Origin of the sequence: Sinomonas humi (assembly GCF_000802235.1) — a bacterium.
Lineage (GTDB): Bacteria > Actinomycetota > Actinomycetes > Actinomycetales > Micrococcaceae > Sinomonas > Sinomonas humi.
This window is the reverse complement of sequence record NZ_JTDL01000152.1, coordinates 26,666-43,018: the sequence shown is the minus strand read 5'-3', so window position 1 is coordinate 43,018 and position 16,353 is coordinate 26,666. Positions and strand designations below refer to the sequence as shown.

The 16,353-nt window shown below is 66.9% G+C and carries 19 protein-coding genes; 16 read left to right on the top strand and 3 right to left on the bottom strand.

Annotation, left to right across the window (positions count from 1 at the left end):
- Positions 1-31 precede the first annotated feature (31 nt).
- The 12 genes from LK10_RS19600 to LK10_RS19555 all read left to right on the top strand — a co-directional run bounded on the left by LK10_RS19600 (position 32) and on the right by LK10_RS19555 (position 10,060).
- The gene (locus LK10_RS19600; protein WP_043127726.1) at positions 32-241 is read left to right on the top strand and encodes a hypothetical protein; all 210 of its coding nucleotides are present in this window, start codon (positions 32-34) and stop codon (positions 239-241) included.
- Entirely contained in the window at positions 231-1,736 is a 1,506-nt protein-coding gene (locus tag LK10_RS21075; RefSeq protein WP_052207608.1) for an AAA family ATPase, read from the top strand. The genes LK10_RS19600 and LK10_RS21075 overlap by 11 nt, the downstream gene beginning before the upstream one ends.
- Complete coding sequence (locus LK10_RS22080; RefSeq protein WP_156144276.1) at positions 1,733-1,909, top strand: hypothetical protein; 177 nt, start codon at positions 1,733-1,735, stop codon at positions 1,907-1,909. Before LK10_RS21075 ends, LK10_RS22080 begins: the two co-directional genes overlap by 4 nt.
- A 73-nt stretch (positions 1,910-1,982) precedes the next feature.
- A complete protein-coding gene (locus tag LK10_RS19590; RefSeq protein ID WP_156144275.1) occupies positions 1,983-2,195 on the top strand; it encodes a hypothetical protein in 213 nt (70 codons plus the stop codon).
- 274 nt (positions 2,196-2,469) lie between these two features.
- The gene (locus LK10_RS19585; RefSeq protein WP_043127722.1) at positions 2,470-3,045 is read left to right on the top strand and encodes a recombinase family protein; all 576 of its coding nucleotides are present in this window, start codon (positions 2,470-2,472) and stop codon (positions 3,043-3,045) included.
- A 652-nt stretch (positions 3,046-3,697) separates the two neighbouring features.
- On the top strand, positions 3,698-3,976 hold the full coding sequence (locus LK10_RS19580) for a hypothetical protein (protein WP_043127719.1): 279 nt from the start codon (positions 3,698-3,700) through the stop codon (positions 3,974-3,976).
- Between the two features lie 3 nt (positions 3,977-3,979).
- Complete coding sequence (locus LK10_RS22075) at positions 3,980-4,147, top strand: hypothetical protein (protein WP_156144274.1); 168 nt, start codon at positions 3,980-3,982, stop codon at positions 4,145-4,147.
- Entirely contained in the window at positions 4,119-5,000 is an 882-nt protein-coding gene (locus tag LK10_RS19575; protein WP_043127716.1) for a hypothetical protein, read from the top strand. The genes LK10_RS22075 and LK10_RS19575 overlap by 29 nt, the downstream gene beginning before the upstream one ends.
- Positions 5,001-5,015: 15 nt before the next feature.
- The gene (locus LK10_RS19570) at positions 5,016-5,351 is read left to right on the top strand and encodes a hypothetical protein (protein ID WP_043127712.1); all 336 of its coding nucleotides are present in this window, start codon (positions 5,016-5,018) and stop codon (positions 5,349-5,351) included.
- Positions 5,348-5,587: a hypothetical protein gene (locus tag LK10_RS19565; RefSeq protein ID WP_043127709.1), complete on the top strand. Its 240-nt coding sequence runs from the start codon at positions 5,348-5,350 to the stop codon at positions 5,585-5,587. Before LK10_RS19570 ends, LK10_RS19565 begins: the two co-directional genes overlap by 4 nt.
- Positions 5,588-5,744: 157 nt before the next feature.
- The gene (locus LK10_RS19560) at positions 5,745-6,017 is read left to right on the top strand and encodes a hypothetical protein (protein ID WP_043127707.1); all 273 of its coding nucleotides are present in this window, start codon (positions 5,745-5,747) and stop codon (positions 6,015-6,017) included.
- Positions 6,014-10,060, top strand: a complete 4,047-nt coding sequence (locus LK10_RS19555) for a phage tail tape measure protein (protein ID WP_043127705.1) — start codon at positions 6,014-6,016, stop codon at positions 10,058-10,060. The genes LK10_RS19560 and LK10_RS19555 overlap by 4 nt, the downstream gene beginning before the upstream one ends.
- A gap of 347 nt (positions 10,061-10,407) precedes the next feature.
- Here the strand turns inward: LK10_RS19555 and LK10_RS22070 are convergent, their stop codons facing one another.
- Both LK10_RS22070 and LK10_RS19550 read right to left on the bottom strand, forming a co-directional pair.
- Entirely contained in the window at positions 10,408-10,599 is a 192-nt protein-coding gene (locus LK10_RS22070) for a hypothetical protein (protein ID WP_156144273.1), read from the bottom strand.
- A gap of 195 nt (positions 10,600-10,794) precedes the next feature.
- Positions 10,795-11,193, bottom strand: a complete 399-nt coding sequence (locus LK10_RS19550) for a hypothetical protein (RefSeq protein WP_043127702.1) — start codon at positions 11,191-11,193, stop codon at positions 10,795-10,797.
- A 107-nt stretch (positions 11,194-11,300) separates the two neighbouring features.
- Between LK10_RS19550 and LK10_RS21070 the strand changes: the two genes are divergently transcribed.
- The gene (locus LK10_RS21070; RefSeq protein ID WP_081998707.1) at positions 11,301-11,828 is read left to right on the top strand and encodes a single-stranded DNA-binding protein; all 528 of its coding nucleotides are present in this window, start codon (positions 11,301-11,303) and stop codon (positions 11,826-11,828) included.
- Positions 11,829-11,830: 2 nt separating this feature from the next.
- On the opposite strand, the gene LK10_RS19540 is transcribed toward LK10_RS21070, so the two are convergent.
- The gene (locus LK10_RS19540) at positions 11,831-12,916 is read right to left on the bottom strand and encodes a LacI family DNA-binding transcriptional regulator (RefSeq protein WP_043127699.1); all 1,086 of its coding nucleotides are present in this window, start codon (positions 12,914-12,916) and stop codon (positions 11,831-11,833) included.
- Positions 12,917-13,094: 178 nt separating this feature from the next.
- Between LK10_RS19540 and LK10_RS19535 the strand changes: the two genes are divergently transcribed.
- The 3 genes from LK10_RS19535 to LK10_RS19525 are packed head-to-tail and all read left to right on the top strand — an operon-like array spanning position 13,095 to position 16,335.
- On the top strand, positions 13,095-14,264 hold the full coding sequence (locus tag LK10_RS19535; RefSeq protein WP_156144272.1) for a Gfo/Idh/MocA family protein: 1,170 nt from the start codon (positions 13,095-13,097) through the stop codon (positions 14,262-14,264).
- A 5-nt stretch (positions 14,265-14,269) separates the two neighbouring features.
- The gene (locus LK10_RS19530) at positions 14,270-15,496 is read left to right on the top strand and encodes a dihydrodipicolinate synthase family protein (protein WP_197062008.1); all 1,227 of its coding nucleotides are present in this window, start codon (positions 14,270-14,272) and stop codon (positions 15,494-15,496) included.
- Complete coding sequence (locus tag LK10_RS19525) at positions 15,493-16,335, top strand: sugar phosphate isomerase/epimerase family protein (protein WP_043127692.1); 843 nt, start codon at positions 15,493-15,495, stop codon at positions 16,333-16,335. Before LK10_RS19530 ends, LK10_RS19525 begins: the two co-directional genes overlap by 4 nt.
- Positions 16,336-16,353: the final 18 nt, after the last annotated feature.

The window sequence follows — 16,353 nt, the reverse complement described above, 5'->3', positions numbered from 1 at the left end:
TTTTTATGCTGCCTGTCGCGGGAGCTTTTCCATGTCATCCGAAGTTGTGCAGGCGAAGAGCAGGCTCGGAGTAGCCGCGCGCCGCCGAGACCCTGAAGAGATAGCCGAGGCCCGACGCGACCTCGCCGCAGCCAAGCTCGCCCAGTATGTCGAGCGGGTCGTTTCCGCGGCCCCGCCCCTCACCCCCGAGCAGGCCGATCGCATCGCCGCTCTACTGAGGGGGTCTGCGTGTGGCCGATAGTGCCCAGACAAAAGAGAGGGCCCCGGGCGGCGAACCCCGAGGCCACTCAAACGCCCAGCACGGCGACGAATCAGGTACGACCAGTCTAGCGAACCTCTCCGACAATTCAGAGCCGACCCTCCGCGACTACGACGACAATGCTGCCGCACGGCAGCACGAGATCCTCGAAGCCGCGAAGCGACAGGTAGAGGCGTCGGTCTCGTTCGAGAGCGCGATGGGCCGCGAGCCGGCAGGGATCCCAGACGGCCCGAGCGACGCCGATCTCCTGGGCATCGAGGAGGCTTACGCGAGGTCCGGGGAGCACGAGCGCAGCCTCGTCCTGACTCCCGCGTCTTCGATCAAGCCGCGCCGCGTGAAGTGGATGTGGGACGGCCGGATCGCGCTTGGCACCCTCGCCCTGCTCGCCGGCCGGGAAGGCCTCGGCAAGTCCACCCTCGCGTACTGGCTCGCCGCTCAGGTCACCCGGGGCGAGCTCCCGGGCGAGTTCTACGGGAAGCCGCGCAGCGTCCTCGTGTGCGCCACCGAGGACAGCTGGGAGCACACGATCGTCCCTCGGCTCATCGCGGCCGGGGCGGACGGGGACAGGGTATTCCGCGTCGAGGTGCTCAACGCGGACGAGATCCACGTCGGGCTCTCCCTGCCGAGGGACAACCAGCGCACGGAGCAGGCCGCACGGCAGACCGGCGCCTCGCTCCTGATCCTCGACCCGATCATCTCCCGTCTCGGGGACCTGGACACGCACCGGGACTCCGAGGTGCGGCAGGCGCTCGAACCGCTCGTCTCGGTCGCCGGCCGGACCGGGATGGCCGTGCTCGGACTGATCCACCACAACAAGTCGGGCACCAGCGACCCGCTGCAGCTCGTGATGGGCTCCAAGGCGTTCACGGCCGTCGCGCGCTCGGTCCACACCGTCGTCCCGGACCCCGACGACGACACCGACAGGCTCCGGCTCTTCGGCACTCCCAAGAACAACCTCGGGCGCAGCAACCTCCCCACGCTCGCCTTCACCGTCGAGTCCCACGCCGTGCCCACCGACGAAGGGCCCGCGTGGACCGGCCGCGTCGAGTGGCACGGCGAGCACGACGGCAGCATCGCCGACGCGATGCGCCGCGCCCAGCAGGACGGCGGCGAAGACCGCGGCGCGGTCCACGAGGCCTCCGGATGGCTCGAAGACTTCCTTGCCAGCCGCGGCGGCTCCTGCGACAGCGCGACCATCAAGACCGAGGGCAGGAAGGCTGGCCACAGCGAGTCCGCGATCAAGCGCGCCAAGGGGAAGCTGCGGCTCGATGACCGGTCCAGCGGCTTCCCTCGGAGGACGTTCTGGTACTTCCCCGGCCAGTCGGCTCACCAGTCGGCTCAAGTGCCTAGGGGAGATGGTCTGACTGAACCAACTGAGCCAACTGGACTGACTGAGCCCCAGTCGGCTCAGTCGGCTCAGTCGGTTCATGCCCGAGGGAGACGTGACCCAACTGATGAACCAACTGGAGGAATGTGACCGATGCAGTGCCCCAGGACTACAAGCCGCAGCCGTGGCTGAAGCCCTACGCCAAGCGAGAGCTGCAGTGGCTCTGCCAGCAGCTCCACGACAGGAACACCCGACTCCAGATCGAGCTCAGGGCAGCCAAGGCCCAGCTCGCGATGTACGAATCGAGAGAGAAGGCACGATGACAGCACCGACGGTCACCACGGACGCCAACGGCGACGTGGAAGAGGAATTGCCCACGACGGAACTGGAGAACGAATGATGTCCGAGACCTTCATCAGCCGCGTCGGCTTCTGGGACCGCGTCGTGCGGGACGGCCAGGACCTCGTCGTCCGGCGGGCCAAGATCTCCAAGCCGAATGGCCTGCCCGAGGACGGCATTGCGGTCTGCGCCCGCAACTGGCCGAGGATAGTGCTCCGCCGCGAGGACGCCGAACGGCTCGCAGACATGCTCGACGAGCTGCTCTCCTGACAGCAGCGGCAGCCCCCTCGGTCTCGTGCTGAGGGGGCTGTGCTGTCCAAACGCCGCGTGCGTAGAACATCGCGTGTGGACGTTCTAAAAGCCGCCGCCTCTACTTTCGCGCGTTAGTCCCGATGCAGGAACGACAGGCAGGCGGGCGGGTGCGGGCGCGCGCGAGGGATGAATTAGACCCCATGCTGCAGCGCCGCTCGCACTGCCGTCTCACCTGCGGAAACACTGGGCCGAGACCTTGCCAAACCGGGTCAACTAGAGGAACCTCTAATTCATGACTACCAAAGCGGCTGTGTGGGCGCGCGTCAGTACGGCAGAGCAGACCACCGAGAACCAACTGCAGGTGCTGCACGACTGGGCCGGGCGTCGCGGGCTCGACGTCGTGGCAGCGCATGCCATCGAGGACAGTGCCTACACCAGCACGAACGGCAAGGGCCAGGACTTCGACAGGCAGCGTGCCGAGCTCCTCAACGGCGCCCGCCTCGGCCATTACGACGTGGTGCTCGTGTGGTCGCTGGACCGCCTCAGCAGGCGCGGCATGGAAGACACCTTGGCCACACTGCGCCTGCTCACTGAGCACGGCTGTGCGGTGTGGTCGCACCAGGAGCCGTGGCTGCACACGAGCGATCCGGCGATGAGGGAACTTCTCGTCGGCATTACCGGCTGGATGGCACAGCAGGAGTCCAAGCGCCGCAGCGAGCGGACCAAGGCCGGCATCGAGCGCCGCCGCAAGGCTGGCCTGCCCGTGGGCGGCCGCAAGGCAGGGGCCAAGGACCGCAAGCCCCGCAAGGCTGACGGCTACCTCGAAGCCTGGGCCGACGGCGGCAAGCGGCGCGCTGCTGAAGGGTAGGGGGGTAGGTCGGCCACTGAGGTGAAAGCCCCAGAGCCGACTACCCATCGCACGTGTCTACGCGCGGGCGGGTCAGCCGAGCCCCAGCCTCCCGGGGGCTTTCGTGGACGGCGGTGCGAGCCGTACGCTTGCCGGAGCCCGGTCCCGTGGCGCACCCCCAATCCGAGTCGCGGGTCCGGGTTCCCCTCCTCGCGGGCGAGGGCGGCCTCGAACTGGCCATCAGTAACGTCGGCTATGGAATAGATCTGGTTGGCTTCCGGGTTGCTAGAGAAGAACTCGGCGGGGGAAATCTTCCTAGTAGCGACGCTACTAGGGCTGCTCCCACCCCCTTCTCCCTTTGTCCTTATCTCCCCGCGCTCCTGCCCCTCGCGTATGGCAACCCCGAGCGCGGACCTCCCAGAAATATCGCGTAACGCGCGCGCCTGACCCGAGCCGTACCCCCGAATTAACCCCCAGCCCCGCCGTGCGCCCCGCTCAGCCGTTTTCAACGCCCCGAATGGGTACTTGTGAGGGTCGGTCAATTTGCGGCCGCGAGAGGGGCCTTTATTCCATTCGTCCACAATTCGGCGCGTCATGTGGACATTTAGGCACCGATTGGCATACTGGGGAGTAATCCCGACTCCGAGCCGGGAGATCCCGAAGATTGGAGTATGTGGGAAACGAATCCCGCATCGATCCGCGTCTGAGCACGCAAGCAATCCGCGAGGCGATCCTCGCCGAGGCCGCCGAGCGCGGCGAAACCATCAGCAGTTCCCGAGCCGACCGGTTGGCGAAGCAGTACCGCCACGAGACCGAGGCCGCCGGTCCGATCTCTTCCCCCCGCCGCCAGATCGAGTGGCAGGATCCGACCGGGAATCGTGCCGCACACAACATAGACACCGAGCGCCGTGAGCAGTCGCGGCGCTCTTCCCATGCCCGGAAGGAGGGCTGAACCGTGGTGCATCTGAATCTCGATCCCGCCTCATACGAGCTGCTCAAGTCCGTCGCCCGGGAAGAGGAGCGCTCGCTGCGCGTCGTCGCCGCGAGGGCCATCCGCACATACGCGGCCGCTGAGGCCGAGGAGGAGGTGCTCAATGGAACGTCTCGGCCTGAGCCGGCCTGAGCTGCCCGTCAGGAAGCCCCGGAAGGAGATCCCCGCTCCCGTCGTGGATGAGACCGAGGAGCCCGAGGCGGAGGACGTCGAGCTGCCGGAGGGCGATTACTTCTCGCTCACCGTCGGCCCAGCCGAGATCCTGAAGGGCGAAGACCTCGCGGAGGTCCTCCGGGACGCCCGGGCAGCGCTGAAGGTCCTCACGGACGAGCGTGACGCTCTGGACCGGGATCTCGCGGAGCTGGACGCGGCGGCGCAGGACCGGACCCGGCAGCGGGCCGAGATCGAAGCTGCCCGGGATGCTCGGGCCGACGAGGCCGACGTCGCCGGAGTCGTGGACGCCGAGACGCTGCTCTCGGCGCTGGCCCGGGTAGACGCCCGGCAGGAGGTCAAGGCCGAGGCCAAGCGTGCCCGGCGTGCCGAGCTCGCGGAGTCGCTGATCCCACCCGCCGAGGGCGCGGTGCGAGACGCCGAGGCCGCTGTCGCCGAGCACGCCGCCGAGCACGCGGGCAAGGTGCCCCACACGCTTGTTGACTGGCTCTTCCGGAATACCGTAGAGGCGCTTCTGCGTCAGTCGGGCCTTGACGGGAATGATGCGCCCGGCTTCGCGGAGCACCTCTCCCTGCTGGCCGACAGCGTCGCGCGCACGGCCGCAGCGGACCCAGGGAGGGCCGAGCGTGCCTACGAGGACGCCCTGAAGCCCAGGCCCGAGCCGAAGCTGAGCCTGGCAGAGGCGCAGGAGCAGTTCAGGCAGGCCGGGGTCCGGCTCCGCGAGCTCCAGATCGAGCAGGCCGCCGAGCGGGAGGCTCGTGTCGCGTACGGAAACGCGCAGCAGTTCATCGCCGCGGGCATCAACGCCCGCTAACCCACTAAGGAGTCTGTGGTCTACATACCCGATCAAGCCAAGTCACCCCGGCCGGCCGGCGCCAAGTCCTCGGCGTCCGGCCCGAGCAGCCACTACGTCCCCCAGCCGTGCGAGGGTTGCGGCAAGACCGTCATCCCGCACCGGACGACGGGCGAGAAGTGCCCCGGCCGAGTCGAGAAGTCACGCCCCCTGACGCCGGAGGAGCAGGATCTCGCCCGGCTCGCGTTTGGCGCGGTGCAATCGGCCGAACGGTACATCTTGCTCATGGAGAAGGTCGGCCCGACGCGGGCGATCGCGCTCCATGACGCGGCGAAGGTGGCACTGGCCGAGCGGGAGAGGGGCGCACGGTGAACGCCGAGATCGCGAAGGCGCTACGGGGCCAGCTCGCCTCGCTTGCCACCCGCGAGGAGGTCGAGAGGCTCCGCGACGAGCTCCAAGCCGAGCTCGCCGAGTCCCGAGCCTTCCGCGCGTCGCTGGAGAAGCGGTTCGATGACCTCCTGGAGGCCGACGCCGAGGCCGTCATGCCGCACTCGATCGCCAAGAGGCGCGCGGCAGCCCGTGCCGCTGCCATGGACCTGACGCTGTGATTGCTTCCCCGGGACGCGGCGTGGACTCACATACCTCCGCCGCACGTCCCGGGGACCCCCGTTCCTCGGTTACCTTTCCTCGCCGAGGGACTCCGCCCCGCGGGGCCGGTCTGGGTCGCCGGCTCCGCGGGGCACCCCACGACCCACTAGGAGTTATGTGACCGAACAACCATTTGACTACGTAGGTCTCTGCCGCGAAATGGCGCACCTCTCGCACCGAGCTGCGGAGGAGGCATCTCGGCCAGGGGTCTCTGCCCGCGAGCGCCGGCTCCTTCGGCGTCAGGCCCGCGCTGCGGAGAAGGCCGCGGGCCTCTATGGCCGCGCTGCAGGGTGCCGGAGCGAGCGTGAGGCAGTCCTGCTCCTCGCGAAGGCCCTGCGGCACCAGAAGCGGTTCCTCGACCTCGCCGACGAGCTTGTCGGAGGCGTGTGACCAGCAACGAGATGATCCTGTTCGAGATCGAGGCGCGCGACCGTGCCACGGCGATCTTCAAGGACTTCGAGGGCTCCCTCGGCTCGGTCTCCGGCGCACTGGACAAGATGCGCACCGCCCTCGGCGCGTCCGGGCAGAACATGGACGCCGCGCAGGCCAAGGTGGCGGCCCTCGGTCGCGCGCACGCGGCTGCGAAGGATGCGGTGGTCGGGGCTCAGGCCGAGATCGTCACCGCCGGCGCGAAGGTGGAGGCCGCGCAGAAGGCGGTGGCCGACGCCGCGAAGCTCTCCGGCGACGAGCAGGCGAAGGCCGCGGCCGAGGCTGCAACCGCGCTGAAGACGGCCACGGGCGAGGAGGAGGCCGCCCTCGCCAAGCTCCAGGCGGCGCTGGACACGACGGCGAAGCGGCACAAGGAGCTCTCCGACGCGCAGAGCGAGGCCGGGGCCAAGGGTCAGGCGTGGTCCGGGATCCTCAAGGGCGTCGGCGTCGCCGCGGGTGCGGTGGGTGTCGGCGTGGGCATGTTCGCGGTGTCCGCCGCGAAGTCCGCGGCCGACGTGCAGCAGAACTTCACGAAGCTCTCCACGTCCGCGGGCGAGTCCGTGAACAACCTCGGCAGCGACCTGACCGGGGCGATGCAGATCGCGCGGGATACCGGCGCGACCATGGAAGACCTCGGGAACGGCCTCTACAAGATCAACTCGGCGGGCTTCCACGGTGCCGAGGGCCTCAATGTGGTCAAGGCCGCACAGGAGGGCGCCAAGGCCGAAGGCGCGGACCTGGAGACGGTGGCCGACGCCGTGTCCTCGGCGCTCCTCGACTACCACCAGCCCGCGCAGGCCGCCGCCGACGTGACCTCGAAGCTCGTGCAGGCGACCGCTGACGGCAAGATGAGGTTCGAAGACCTCGCCGCGGCCATGCCCGCGATCCTGCCGGTGGCCTCGGCGGCGCACGTGTCGCTGAACGACATCCTCGGCGACATGTCCTCCATGACCATGCACGGCATGTCGGCACAGCAGAGCGCCCAGAACCTCTCCGACGTGATCCGCCACATGGTGAACCCCACGGCGATGCAGGCCAAGCAGCTCGCCCTCCTCGGGATGACCACGAACCAGCTGGCCTCCGACATCAAGTCCAAGGGGCTCTCGGGCACGCTGGAGGAGATCTCCCAGCGCATCACCAAGATGATGCCGGCGGGCACCGACAAGGTGATCCTGCAGATGAAGACCGCCATGTCGTCCCTGACCCCGGCGGCGCAGCAGCTCGCCCAGCACCTCTTCGACGGCTCGATGACGATGAAGGAGTACAGCAAGGCCGCGCTCGCACTCGATCCCGTCTCGGCCAAGCAGGCCCAGTCCTTCGCCACCCTCCTCGGCGCGACCCACCGCATCGGCGACGCGCAGATGAGCGGCAAGGATGTGCTGCAGAACTACACGCAGGCCATGGCCAAGGCCACGGGTGACGCGACGGGCCTGAATGTGGCCCTGATGATCGCGGGCGAGAATGCGGGGAACACCTCGAAGGCGGTCAAGGACATCACGGGCGCCACAGCCGACGCGCAGGGCAACGTGAAGGGCTGGACCGAGATCCAGGGGAACTTCAACACCAAGATGGACGAGGCCAAGCAGGCCTTCGAGACGGCGAAGATCGCCATCGGCACCGCGCTCCTGCCGGTGCTGGGCACCCTCATGGACAAGGTCTCGGGGTTCATCGGGCCGATCGCGGACTGGATCACGCACAACAAGCAGATGGCCGCGACGATCATGCTCGTGGCGGGCGGGCTGGGCATCCTCGTGGCGGGAATGGTGGGGGTCTCGTTCGCGATCAGCGCCATGGCCACGGCATTCGGCGTGCTCGAATCCGTGGGCGCACCCATCTTCCTGATCATCGCCGCGGTGGTGGCCCTCGGGGTGGCGATATTCCTCCTCGTCACGCACTGGCAGCAGGTCTGGGGCGCGATCGTGAACTTCACAAAGCCAGCGGTGAATGCGATCGTCGGCGTCTGGCAGGGCTTCGTGGGCTGGTTCATGTCCGTCTGGAACCCGGTGGCAGCATGGTTCACCTCGGTCTGGAATACCACTGTCGCGGTCGTCAAGGTCGTCGCCAACGACTTCGTGACCGCATGGAAGGCCGTGGTGACCTTCCTGAAGCCGATCTTCGACGGCATCGTGACGGTCATCAAGGTCGCGGTCGCGGTGATCTTCACGGTCCTCGTGACGCCGATCGTGCTCGCGGTGAACATGCTGTCTGCGCTGTTCAACTGGCTCTGGAAGAGCGTCTTCAAGCCGGTGTGGGACGGGATCGTGGACGTGGCGAAGATCGCGTGGGCCTTCCTGCTCGCCAACGTCATCAACCCGATCATCGCGTACGTGAAGCTCGTGGCCCAGACGTACACGTGGCTGTGGCAGAACGTCCTCGTGCCCGTCTGGAACGGGATCCAGGACGTGATGCGGACGGTCTGGAACTGGATCCTCCAGAACGTCATCAACCCGATCATCGCGTACGTCAAGCAGGTGGCGTCCACGTTCACGTGGTTCTGGCAGAACGTGATCGTCCCCGTCTGGCAGGGCATCCAGAATGCGATCTCGACCGCATGGAACTGGATCGTCTCGAACGTCATGAACTTCATCCACATGGAGATCAAGGGCCTCGGGATCGAGTGGAACTGGCTCCACGACAACGTGATCAAGCCGGTCTGGGACGCCATCCAGACGGCGATCTCCACGGTGTGGAACTGGCTCTCCGACAACGTGTTCACGCCGATCAAGAACATGATCAGCGATGTCGGCAAGGGCTTCGACCTCTTCGGGCAGGGCATCAAGAAGGTCTGGGACGGCATCGTGGACTCGGCCAAGACCCCGGTCAAGTTCGTCATCGACCAGGTCTACAACAAGGGCATCATGCCGGTCTGGAACGACGTGGCGGGCATGGTCGGCCTCGGCAAGCTCGACCCGATCAGCCTCTCCTTCGCCAAGGGCGGCACCGTCCCCGGCTACTCTCCGGGGAATGACATCGTGCACGCGATGCTGTCTCCCGGCGAGGGCATCCTCGTTCCGCAGGCCGTCAGGGCCCTCGGCGGCGCGGCGGGCATCGACGCGATCAACTCGATGTACGGCGGCGGCTCGGGCAGGAGCTCGGGCAACCACTTCGCCGGGGGCGGCGTGGTCGGGGACATCCTCGGCAGCATCGGCTCTGCCATCGGCGGGGCGCTGAATGGGCTCAAGGATGCCGCGCTCGGCGGCCTGCGCATGGCGGCGACTCCGATCGTGCAGGGCATCGAGTCCCTCGCGGATGCGAACCTCGGCAAGACCGGCTTCGGCTCGCTGCTGGACTCGGGCGTGCACACGCTCGGGGACGACCTGCTGAAGTTCCTCGGCGCGAAGGACCAGAACGCCCCCAAGGGCGGCGCGGGCAACGTCGGCTCCCCCGGTGCTGTCTCGGGCGACCTCGCAGGCTGGGTACAGGCGGCCATGGCGGCAGCGGGCGTCTCTGGTGCGAACTGGCTCAACGGGCTCGAAACCATCGCCATGCACGAGTCGGGCGGCAACCCGAACGCCACGAATAATTGGGATTCCAATGCCGCCATGGGCGACCCGTCCCGTGGCCTCATGCAGACCATCGGGTCAACGTTCGAGGCGTACCGCTCGCAGGCACTGCCGGACAACATATTCGATCCCGTCGCGAACATCGTGGCGGGCATCGGCTACATCAAGTCGCGGTACGGGGACATCAGCAGCGTTCCCGGCCTCGTCTCGATGGCGCAGGGCGGCCCCTACGTCGGGTACGACGAGGGTGGATGGCTGGAGCCCGGCATCACCCGGGTGATCAACAACACCGGCCAGCCGGAGCGGGTCATCTCGCCTCGGGGTGCAGGGCCTGCCGGGTCTGCCCTCGGCGGGGGTGCGCCCGAACTCCATCTGCACGTGGACATCCACGACAACTTCGGGATGCCCGACCAGAAGGTCATCAAGCAGCTCTGGGACGAGTTCGGCCGCTACGGGGCCACGTGGGCACTCCCGAGCGCCGGGCATCAGATCAGGCGATGAAGGGACTCGCCCCGGCCGGAGGCATGTGGTGAACATTTCCGAAACCGGGGCGAGCCCGCCGAGCGTAGCATGGGGGGCTGCGGGTTAGAGCGCGGAGGCCGGCCTCCCTCCCCAGCGATGGGGACGCCGCTCCTTGACGTACACCCAGAAAGGGGTCGACTGACCCCCGTGCCCGATTGGATCCTCCCCCAAGTCAGGAGCGCGGAAACATCCCAGCAAAGGCAGGGCCCGGAGCAATCGCGCTCCGGGCCCTGCTTTTTTCGGTTGTGGGGCCCGTCCCGGGCTTGTTGCCGTTTAGGGCCCGGGACGGACTCGCACGAGGGTAGCACCGCTTCCTGCGAGGCCTCTCAGCGCCTCCGGCCGCCCATCAGGCCCAAAGCCCGCAGGAACGCTCCAGTCAGGCTCCCGGAGCGGCGGTAGGCAGCTTTCCTCACCTCGCGCTTCCCGAGGGCTCCGGGACCGCGCTCGGCGGCTTGAACGTCCCCGAGCACGCGGGCGGCGCGGTACAGGTCGCTTCGGAGGCTTCTACGTCGTGGCATGTTGCATCCTCTCGTGGGTTTCATCGTGCGGGCAGCCTGGGCAGAACCATTCGAGAAGGCGGCGCGCCGTCTCGGCCTGGGCGGGGTCCATCCCCTCGCACGGCTCGAAATCGACTCTGCCGTCGTGGCGTAATCGGATCGTCCACGCGACGGCGCAGTCGATGCTGTGGGGACGGGGATCGTCGGGCATGTGGCTCACTTTCTGTCGGTCTCGTTGAGCAGGTCCTGGAGTGCGCCGATGAGAGTGCGGATCTCGCCGGTCGTGAAATAGTCATCGGAACGCTTGCGGTCGCTCGGCGAGAGCCAGAAGATCATGCCCTCCTCAGGCTGCCAGTTCCGCGTGATCACCACGTCCCCGGCCATGACTGTGGGCCCGTCGTAATAGGCCAGGCCATCGTCGTCGAAAACGGGCTTGAAGCCCTCGGGCGGGATGGCCACGAAATCCTGCGCCGCCACGATCGACACGGCGCCGGACTCGAACTCGACCAGGGCCTCGCCTCGGCCCTTCGTGGGCGCGGGGAGAACCTTTCCGAGACCGAACGTGCGGTGACAGACGCGGGTGCCTGCAGGGATGGTGCTAGTAGAATTTGTCACTGTGATCGACTCCTTGCTAGTCGGTTGCCACGCCCCGGGGTGTTAGCGCACCGCCGGGGCTTTCTCTTTGGTTGAAGCACTACCAATGCTGAACGTGCGGGGGTGACATCGTCTCGAGTTTCAGACTTGCGGTCACCGATCGGCGCTACGACCGTGAAGCAAGTGCGTGGGTCGACGGGCACACAAACTGGTTCACGGTAGTCGGCTTCCGGCAGTTGGCGAGCAACATGTGCGGAAGCCTCAAGAAGGGCAACCGCGTCATTGTGGTTGGCAAGCTTCGCCTCAAGCAGTGGGAGAGGGACGGCCGCGTCTACCAGTCGGCGGAGGTCGAAGCGGAATCGGTCGGGCACGACCTCTTCTGGGGATCGGCCAAGTTCGCGCGCAATCCTCAGGACGGCCAGCGGCAGGAGACGGGCGGTGCTCGCGTGATCGTCGAAGGAGTCGGGGTTGTGGACTCCGAGACCGGCGAAATGTCGGGGACCGAGGGGCGAACCTTGGGCGTCGTGGCAGTCACAGACGGTTCAGAGGGGAGCGATTCGGACGACGGCGGAGATCCGTTTTCGGAGGCTGAGGCACCGGAGGGCCTCGTGCGGCGAGACGGGGCAGATCTGGGGACCGATCTTGTGAACGCGTGAGCTCAGGAGGCCGGCGCTGTGCTCTCCCGCAGGACGACCTCTCCTGATGCAGGGGCGGGGTCGGCGCCGGTCAGGGCGGCCTCTGCCGCGCTCCGGCCGATCTCCTCGAGTGGGAGGCGAACGGTCGTCAGCCCGGGAATGAAGTCCTCGAGGGTGTTGATGTCGTCGAAGCCTGCCACGGCGTAGTCCGCCGGAGCCTGGAGGCCGCAGTGGCGGAGAGCGGCTACGACACCCATGGCCATCCTGTCGTTGACCGCGAAGATGCAGTATGGGTTGCCGCTGTCCGCGGCTTCGCGCACCTTGTCCTCGAGTTCAAGGGCGGCCCCGAATCCACCGTCGCGGTTGAATGCGGCTCGGAGTACCTCGGCACTTTCGAGTCCCTGCTCGGCGAGTCCTCGTTGGAATCCTGCAACGCGCAGGTCAGAGGTCATGAGACCTTCCGGGCCCGCGACGATGAGGAATCGGGAATGGCCTTGGCCGCCGAGCGCGCGGGCAAGCCTGCACGCAAGCGACTCATTCGGGATATCGATGAGCACTGGTGGGGTACCAACTGTGAACGCTGCGTCCCCGTGCCCCCGGCTTTCGTGGGCGGACGGATCCACGAGGTCATGACCGGCGAGCACGAGGCGGCCCCCATTGGCGAGGTAGCGGTATGCCTCTCGGAGGAGGGCAGAATTCGCCGCGTCGTCCTCGGGGCGGGTCGAGCGGCTGCCAGCCAGCACGATCGCGTCGGCCCGGCGTGACGTGAATGCCTCTACCGCGAGGCGTTCCTCGGAGGGCGTGCCCTCGGTGCTCGTGAGCAAGAGGATCTTGTTCAGTTCCCTAGCCGCGGACTGGACGCCGCGCGCAATCGACGAGAAGTAGGGATCCGCGATGTCGTGAACGATCAGGCCGAGGAGGCCGGAACTTGAACGAGCTAGGGCCTGAGCCTGGGCATTGGGGATATATCCGAGCGCCGCGGCGGCCGCTTTGACACGCTCAGCGATGTCCGCTCCCGGTATCCGGCTGGACCCGTTCAGGACCCGGGACGCGGTGGCGGGCGAAACCCCCGCCGCTCGTGCGACCTCGCTGAGAGTCACCGCTGGCATGAACGTCTCCCTCTTCAGGCTTTCGCTCAGATTATGGCATTGAGTGAGCAGGTGAAGGAATGCGCTTGCCAACGCGGGCAGGTGTGTCGCAGACTTGACGGACGGAATGCGCTTTCCGGGAGCAGTGGAAGCGCTTGACTTGCTCCGCATCTGACGGAGCCCACGCAAGGAGGCGGCAGTGGCCACCGAGACGAGAACGCTTCGAATCGCCATGAATGGCATCACCGGCCGGATGGGCTACCGTCAGCATCTGCTGCGGTCGATCCTGCCCATCAGGGACGCAGGCGGTCTGAACCTCGAGGACGGCTCGCGCGTCCTCATCGAGCCGATCCTGGTTGGCCGGAATGAGGCGAAGCTCCGCGAGCTTGCCGAGCTCCACAAGGTCTCGGAGTGGTCCACGGATCTGGACGCCCTGATCGCGGACCCCAGCGTCGACGTCGTCTTCGATGCTTCGATGACCAGCTTGCGCGCAGAGACCCTCCGGAAGGCCATGCGCGCAGGGAAGCACGTCTTCACGGAGAAGCCGACCGCCGAGACCCTCGATGAAGCGATCGAGCTCGCCCGGATCGGGCGTGAGACGGGCGTGACTGCCGGCGTCGTGCACGACAAGCTCTACCTGCCGGGCCTCGTCAAGCTGCGCCGCCTGGTTGATGAGGGCTTCTTCGGCCGCATCCTTTCGATTCGAGGCGAATTCGGCTACTGGGTCTTCGAAGGAGAGATTCAGGCCGCCCAGCGCCCGTCGTGGAACTACCGCAAAGAAGACGGCGGTGGGATGACGACGGACATGTTCTGCCACTGGAACTACGTGCTCGAAGGAATCATCGGCAAGGTCAAGAGCGTGAACGCTCTGACCGCGACGCACATCCCCACCCGGTGGGACGAGGCTGGGCAGCCGTACGCGGCGACGGCGGACGATGCGTCCTACGGCATCTTCGAGCTGGAGACGCCCGACGGAGATCCAGTCGTGGGGCAGATCAATTCTTCCTGGGCTGTCCGCGTATATCGAGATGAGCTCGTCGAGTTCCAAGTCGACGGAACCGAGGGTTCCGCCGTCGCCGGACTGACCAAGTGTGTGGCCCAACACCGCGCACACACGCCTAAGCCTGTGTGGAATCCAGACCTGCCGGTCACAGAGTCGTTCCGTTCACAGTGGCAGGAGGTTCCCGCGAATCAGGATCTGGACAATGGGTTCAAGCTTCAGTGGGAAGAGTTTCTGCGCGACGTCGTCGCTGGCCGGGAGCACCGCTACGGGCTGCTCTCCGCGGCGCGCGGCGTTCAGCTCGCCGAGCTCGGCCTTCGCTCGAATGCGGAGCGTCGGACGATCGAAATCCCGGAGATCGTCCTGTGAGCGCGTTGACCGGAGCACGCCTCGAAGTCTCGCTCCCCGAATCAGGAGGTGGGGTGCGCCGCCACGAGCTCGGCGCGCCGTACGAATGGTGCCGGCCCGAGGCGCCGATTCGCGCCCGGAAGGCCTATGCCGCCGCACATGTCGTCCCCCTTATGGGGGCGGACAATACGCCCGGAGCCCCTGCAAACCTCGATTGGGAGAGTACTCTCGCATTCCGCCGAGAACTCTGGTCGTACGGTCTGGGAGTTGCAGACGCGATGGACACCGCTCAGCGGGGGATGGGCCTCGACTGGGAGGCGACTCGGGAGCTGATCCAACGCGTCGGCGCCGAGGCCAAGACCGTGGCCAATGCCCGGAGCGGCGCTACGGCCGGCCTTTCCGTACGGGACCTCGTGGCATGCGGAGCGGGAACCGACCAGCTTGAGCTGGAAGCGGTCCCGGCCGGCGCGGTAGGAGTCGCGATGGCGCTTGATGCCTACAGGGAGCAGTTGGCTGCCGTCGAGGAGTCCGGGCCCAAGGCCATCATCATGGCCTCGCGGGCGCTCGCTCGTGCTGCTGCGGGTCCCGACGATTATCTCCGTGTGTACTCCACTCTCATCGGGGAGGCGAAGGAACCCGTCGTCCTCCATTGGCTCGGCACGATGTTCGACCCCGCGCTCAAGGGCTACTGGGGCAGTGAGGACATCCCCGCAGCCACCCGCACCTTCCTCGACCTCGTGCACGCTCACGCCGACAAGATCGACGGTGTAAAGGTCTCCCTGCTCGACGCCGAGCACGAGAAGTCGCTCCGCGCCGAGCTGCCCTCGGGGGTGCGTCTCTACACGGGCGACGACTTCAACTACCCGGAGCTGATCCACGGCGACGGCGAACGACAATCGGATGCACTCTTGGGCATCTTTGCTGCCATCTACCCGGCGGCATCAGCAGCGCTCCAAGCGTACGACGACGGGCGCGGTGAGGAAGCCAGGGCAATCTTGGACAGCACCCGGGATCTCGGCCGCCACATCTTCAGCGCCCCGACGTTCTATTACAAGACGGGAATTGCCTTCATTGCATGGCTCAACGGGCAGCAGCCTGGCTTCCAGATGGTGGGCGGACTCCAGTCGGGCCGATCTGTTGTGCATCTCGCCCGAACGTTCGAGCTAGCCGACCGTGCCGGGCTCCTCCGGGACCCAGAACTCGCGGTTCGACGAATGTCCGCCTATCTCGACGTCAACGGGGTGGCGCAATGAGGGCCGGAAGCGAGCGGCTTTCCCTCAACACGGCTACGACCAAGCGCTGGAGTCTGCAAGAGGCCGTCGAAGGGTGTGTCCGTGCGGGGATCCCCGCGATCGGTCCATGGCGCGACCGGGTCCACGAGGCAGGCCTCGAGAGGGCCGCCGCGATGATCAGGGCTGCCGGACTCGAGGTCTCGTCACTCTGCCGCGGCGGGTTCCTGACCGCGGCTGACGCTCACGGGCGTGAAGCCGCGCTCGAGGACAATCGCAGCGCCATCCTCGAGGCCGCGACTCTCGGAACGCGCGACCTGTACCTCGTGGTCGGCGGCTTGCCCCTCGGCACGAAGGACGTGGCCGCTGCGAGAGAGCGTGTGGGGGAGCGCCTCGCGGAGCTTGTCCCGTTCGCACGCGATCACGGAGTGAGGCTTCTGCTCGAGCCCCTGCATCCGATGTACGCCGCTGACCGCGCGGTGGTCTCTACCCTTAGGCAGGCGCTCGATATGACTGCTCCGTTCGATCCGGACGATGTTGCTGTCGCCGTCGACACGTTCCACGTCTGGTGGGATCCGGAGCTCGCGGAGCAGATTGCTCGCGCTGGGCGAGAGCGACGTCTCGCCTCGTACCAGGTTTGCGACTTCAACCTCCCCATCGCGGCGGACGCGCTTCTCTCGCGCGGCATGATGGGGGACGGGGTCATCGACTTTGCAACGATCACGGCTTGGGTTCGGGATGCTGGATACAACGGCCTCATCGAGGTCGAGATCTTCAATCAGGAGGTCTGGGACACCGACGGGGACAAGACGCTGGCCCTCATGAGGGAACGGTACGAGGAGCTAGTGCTCCCGTTCGCGTGAGCACTGGCTTCGGGGCCT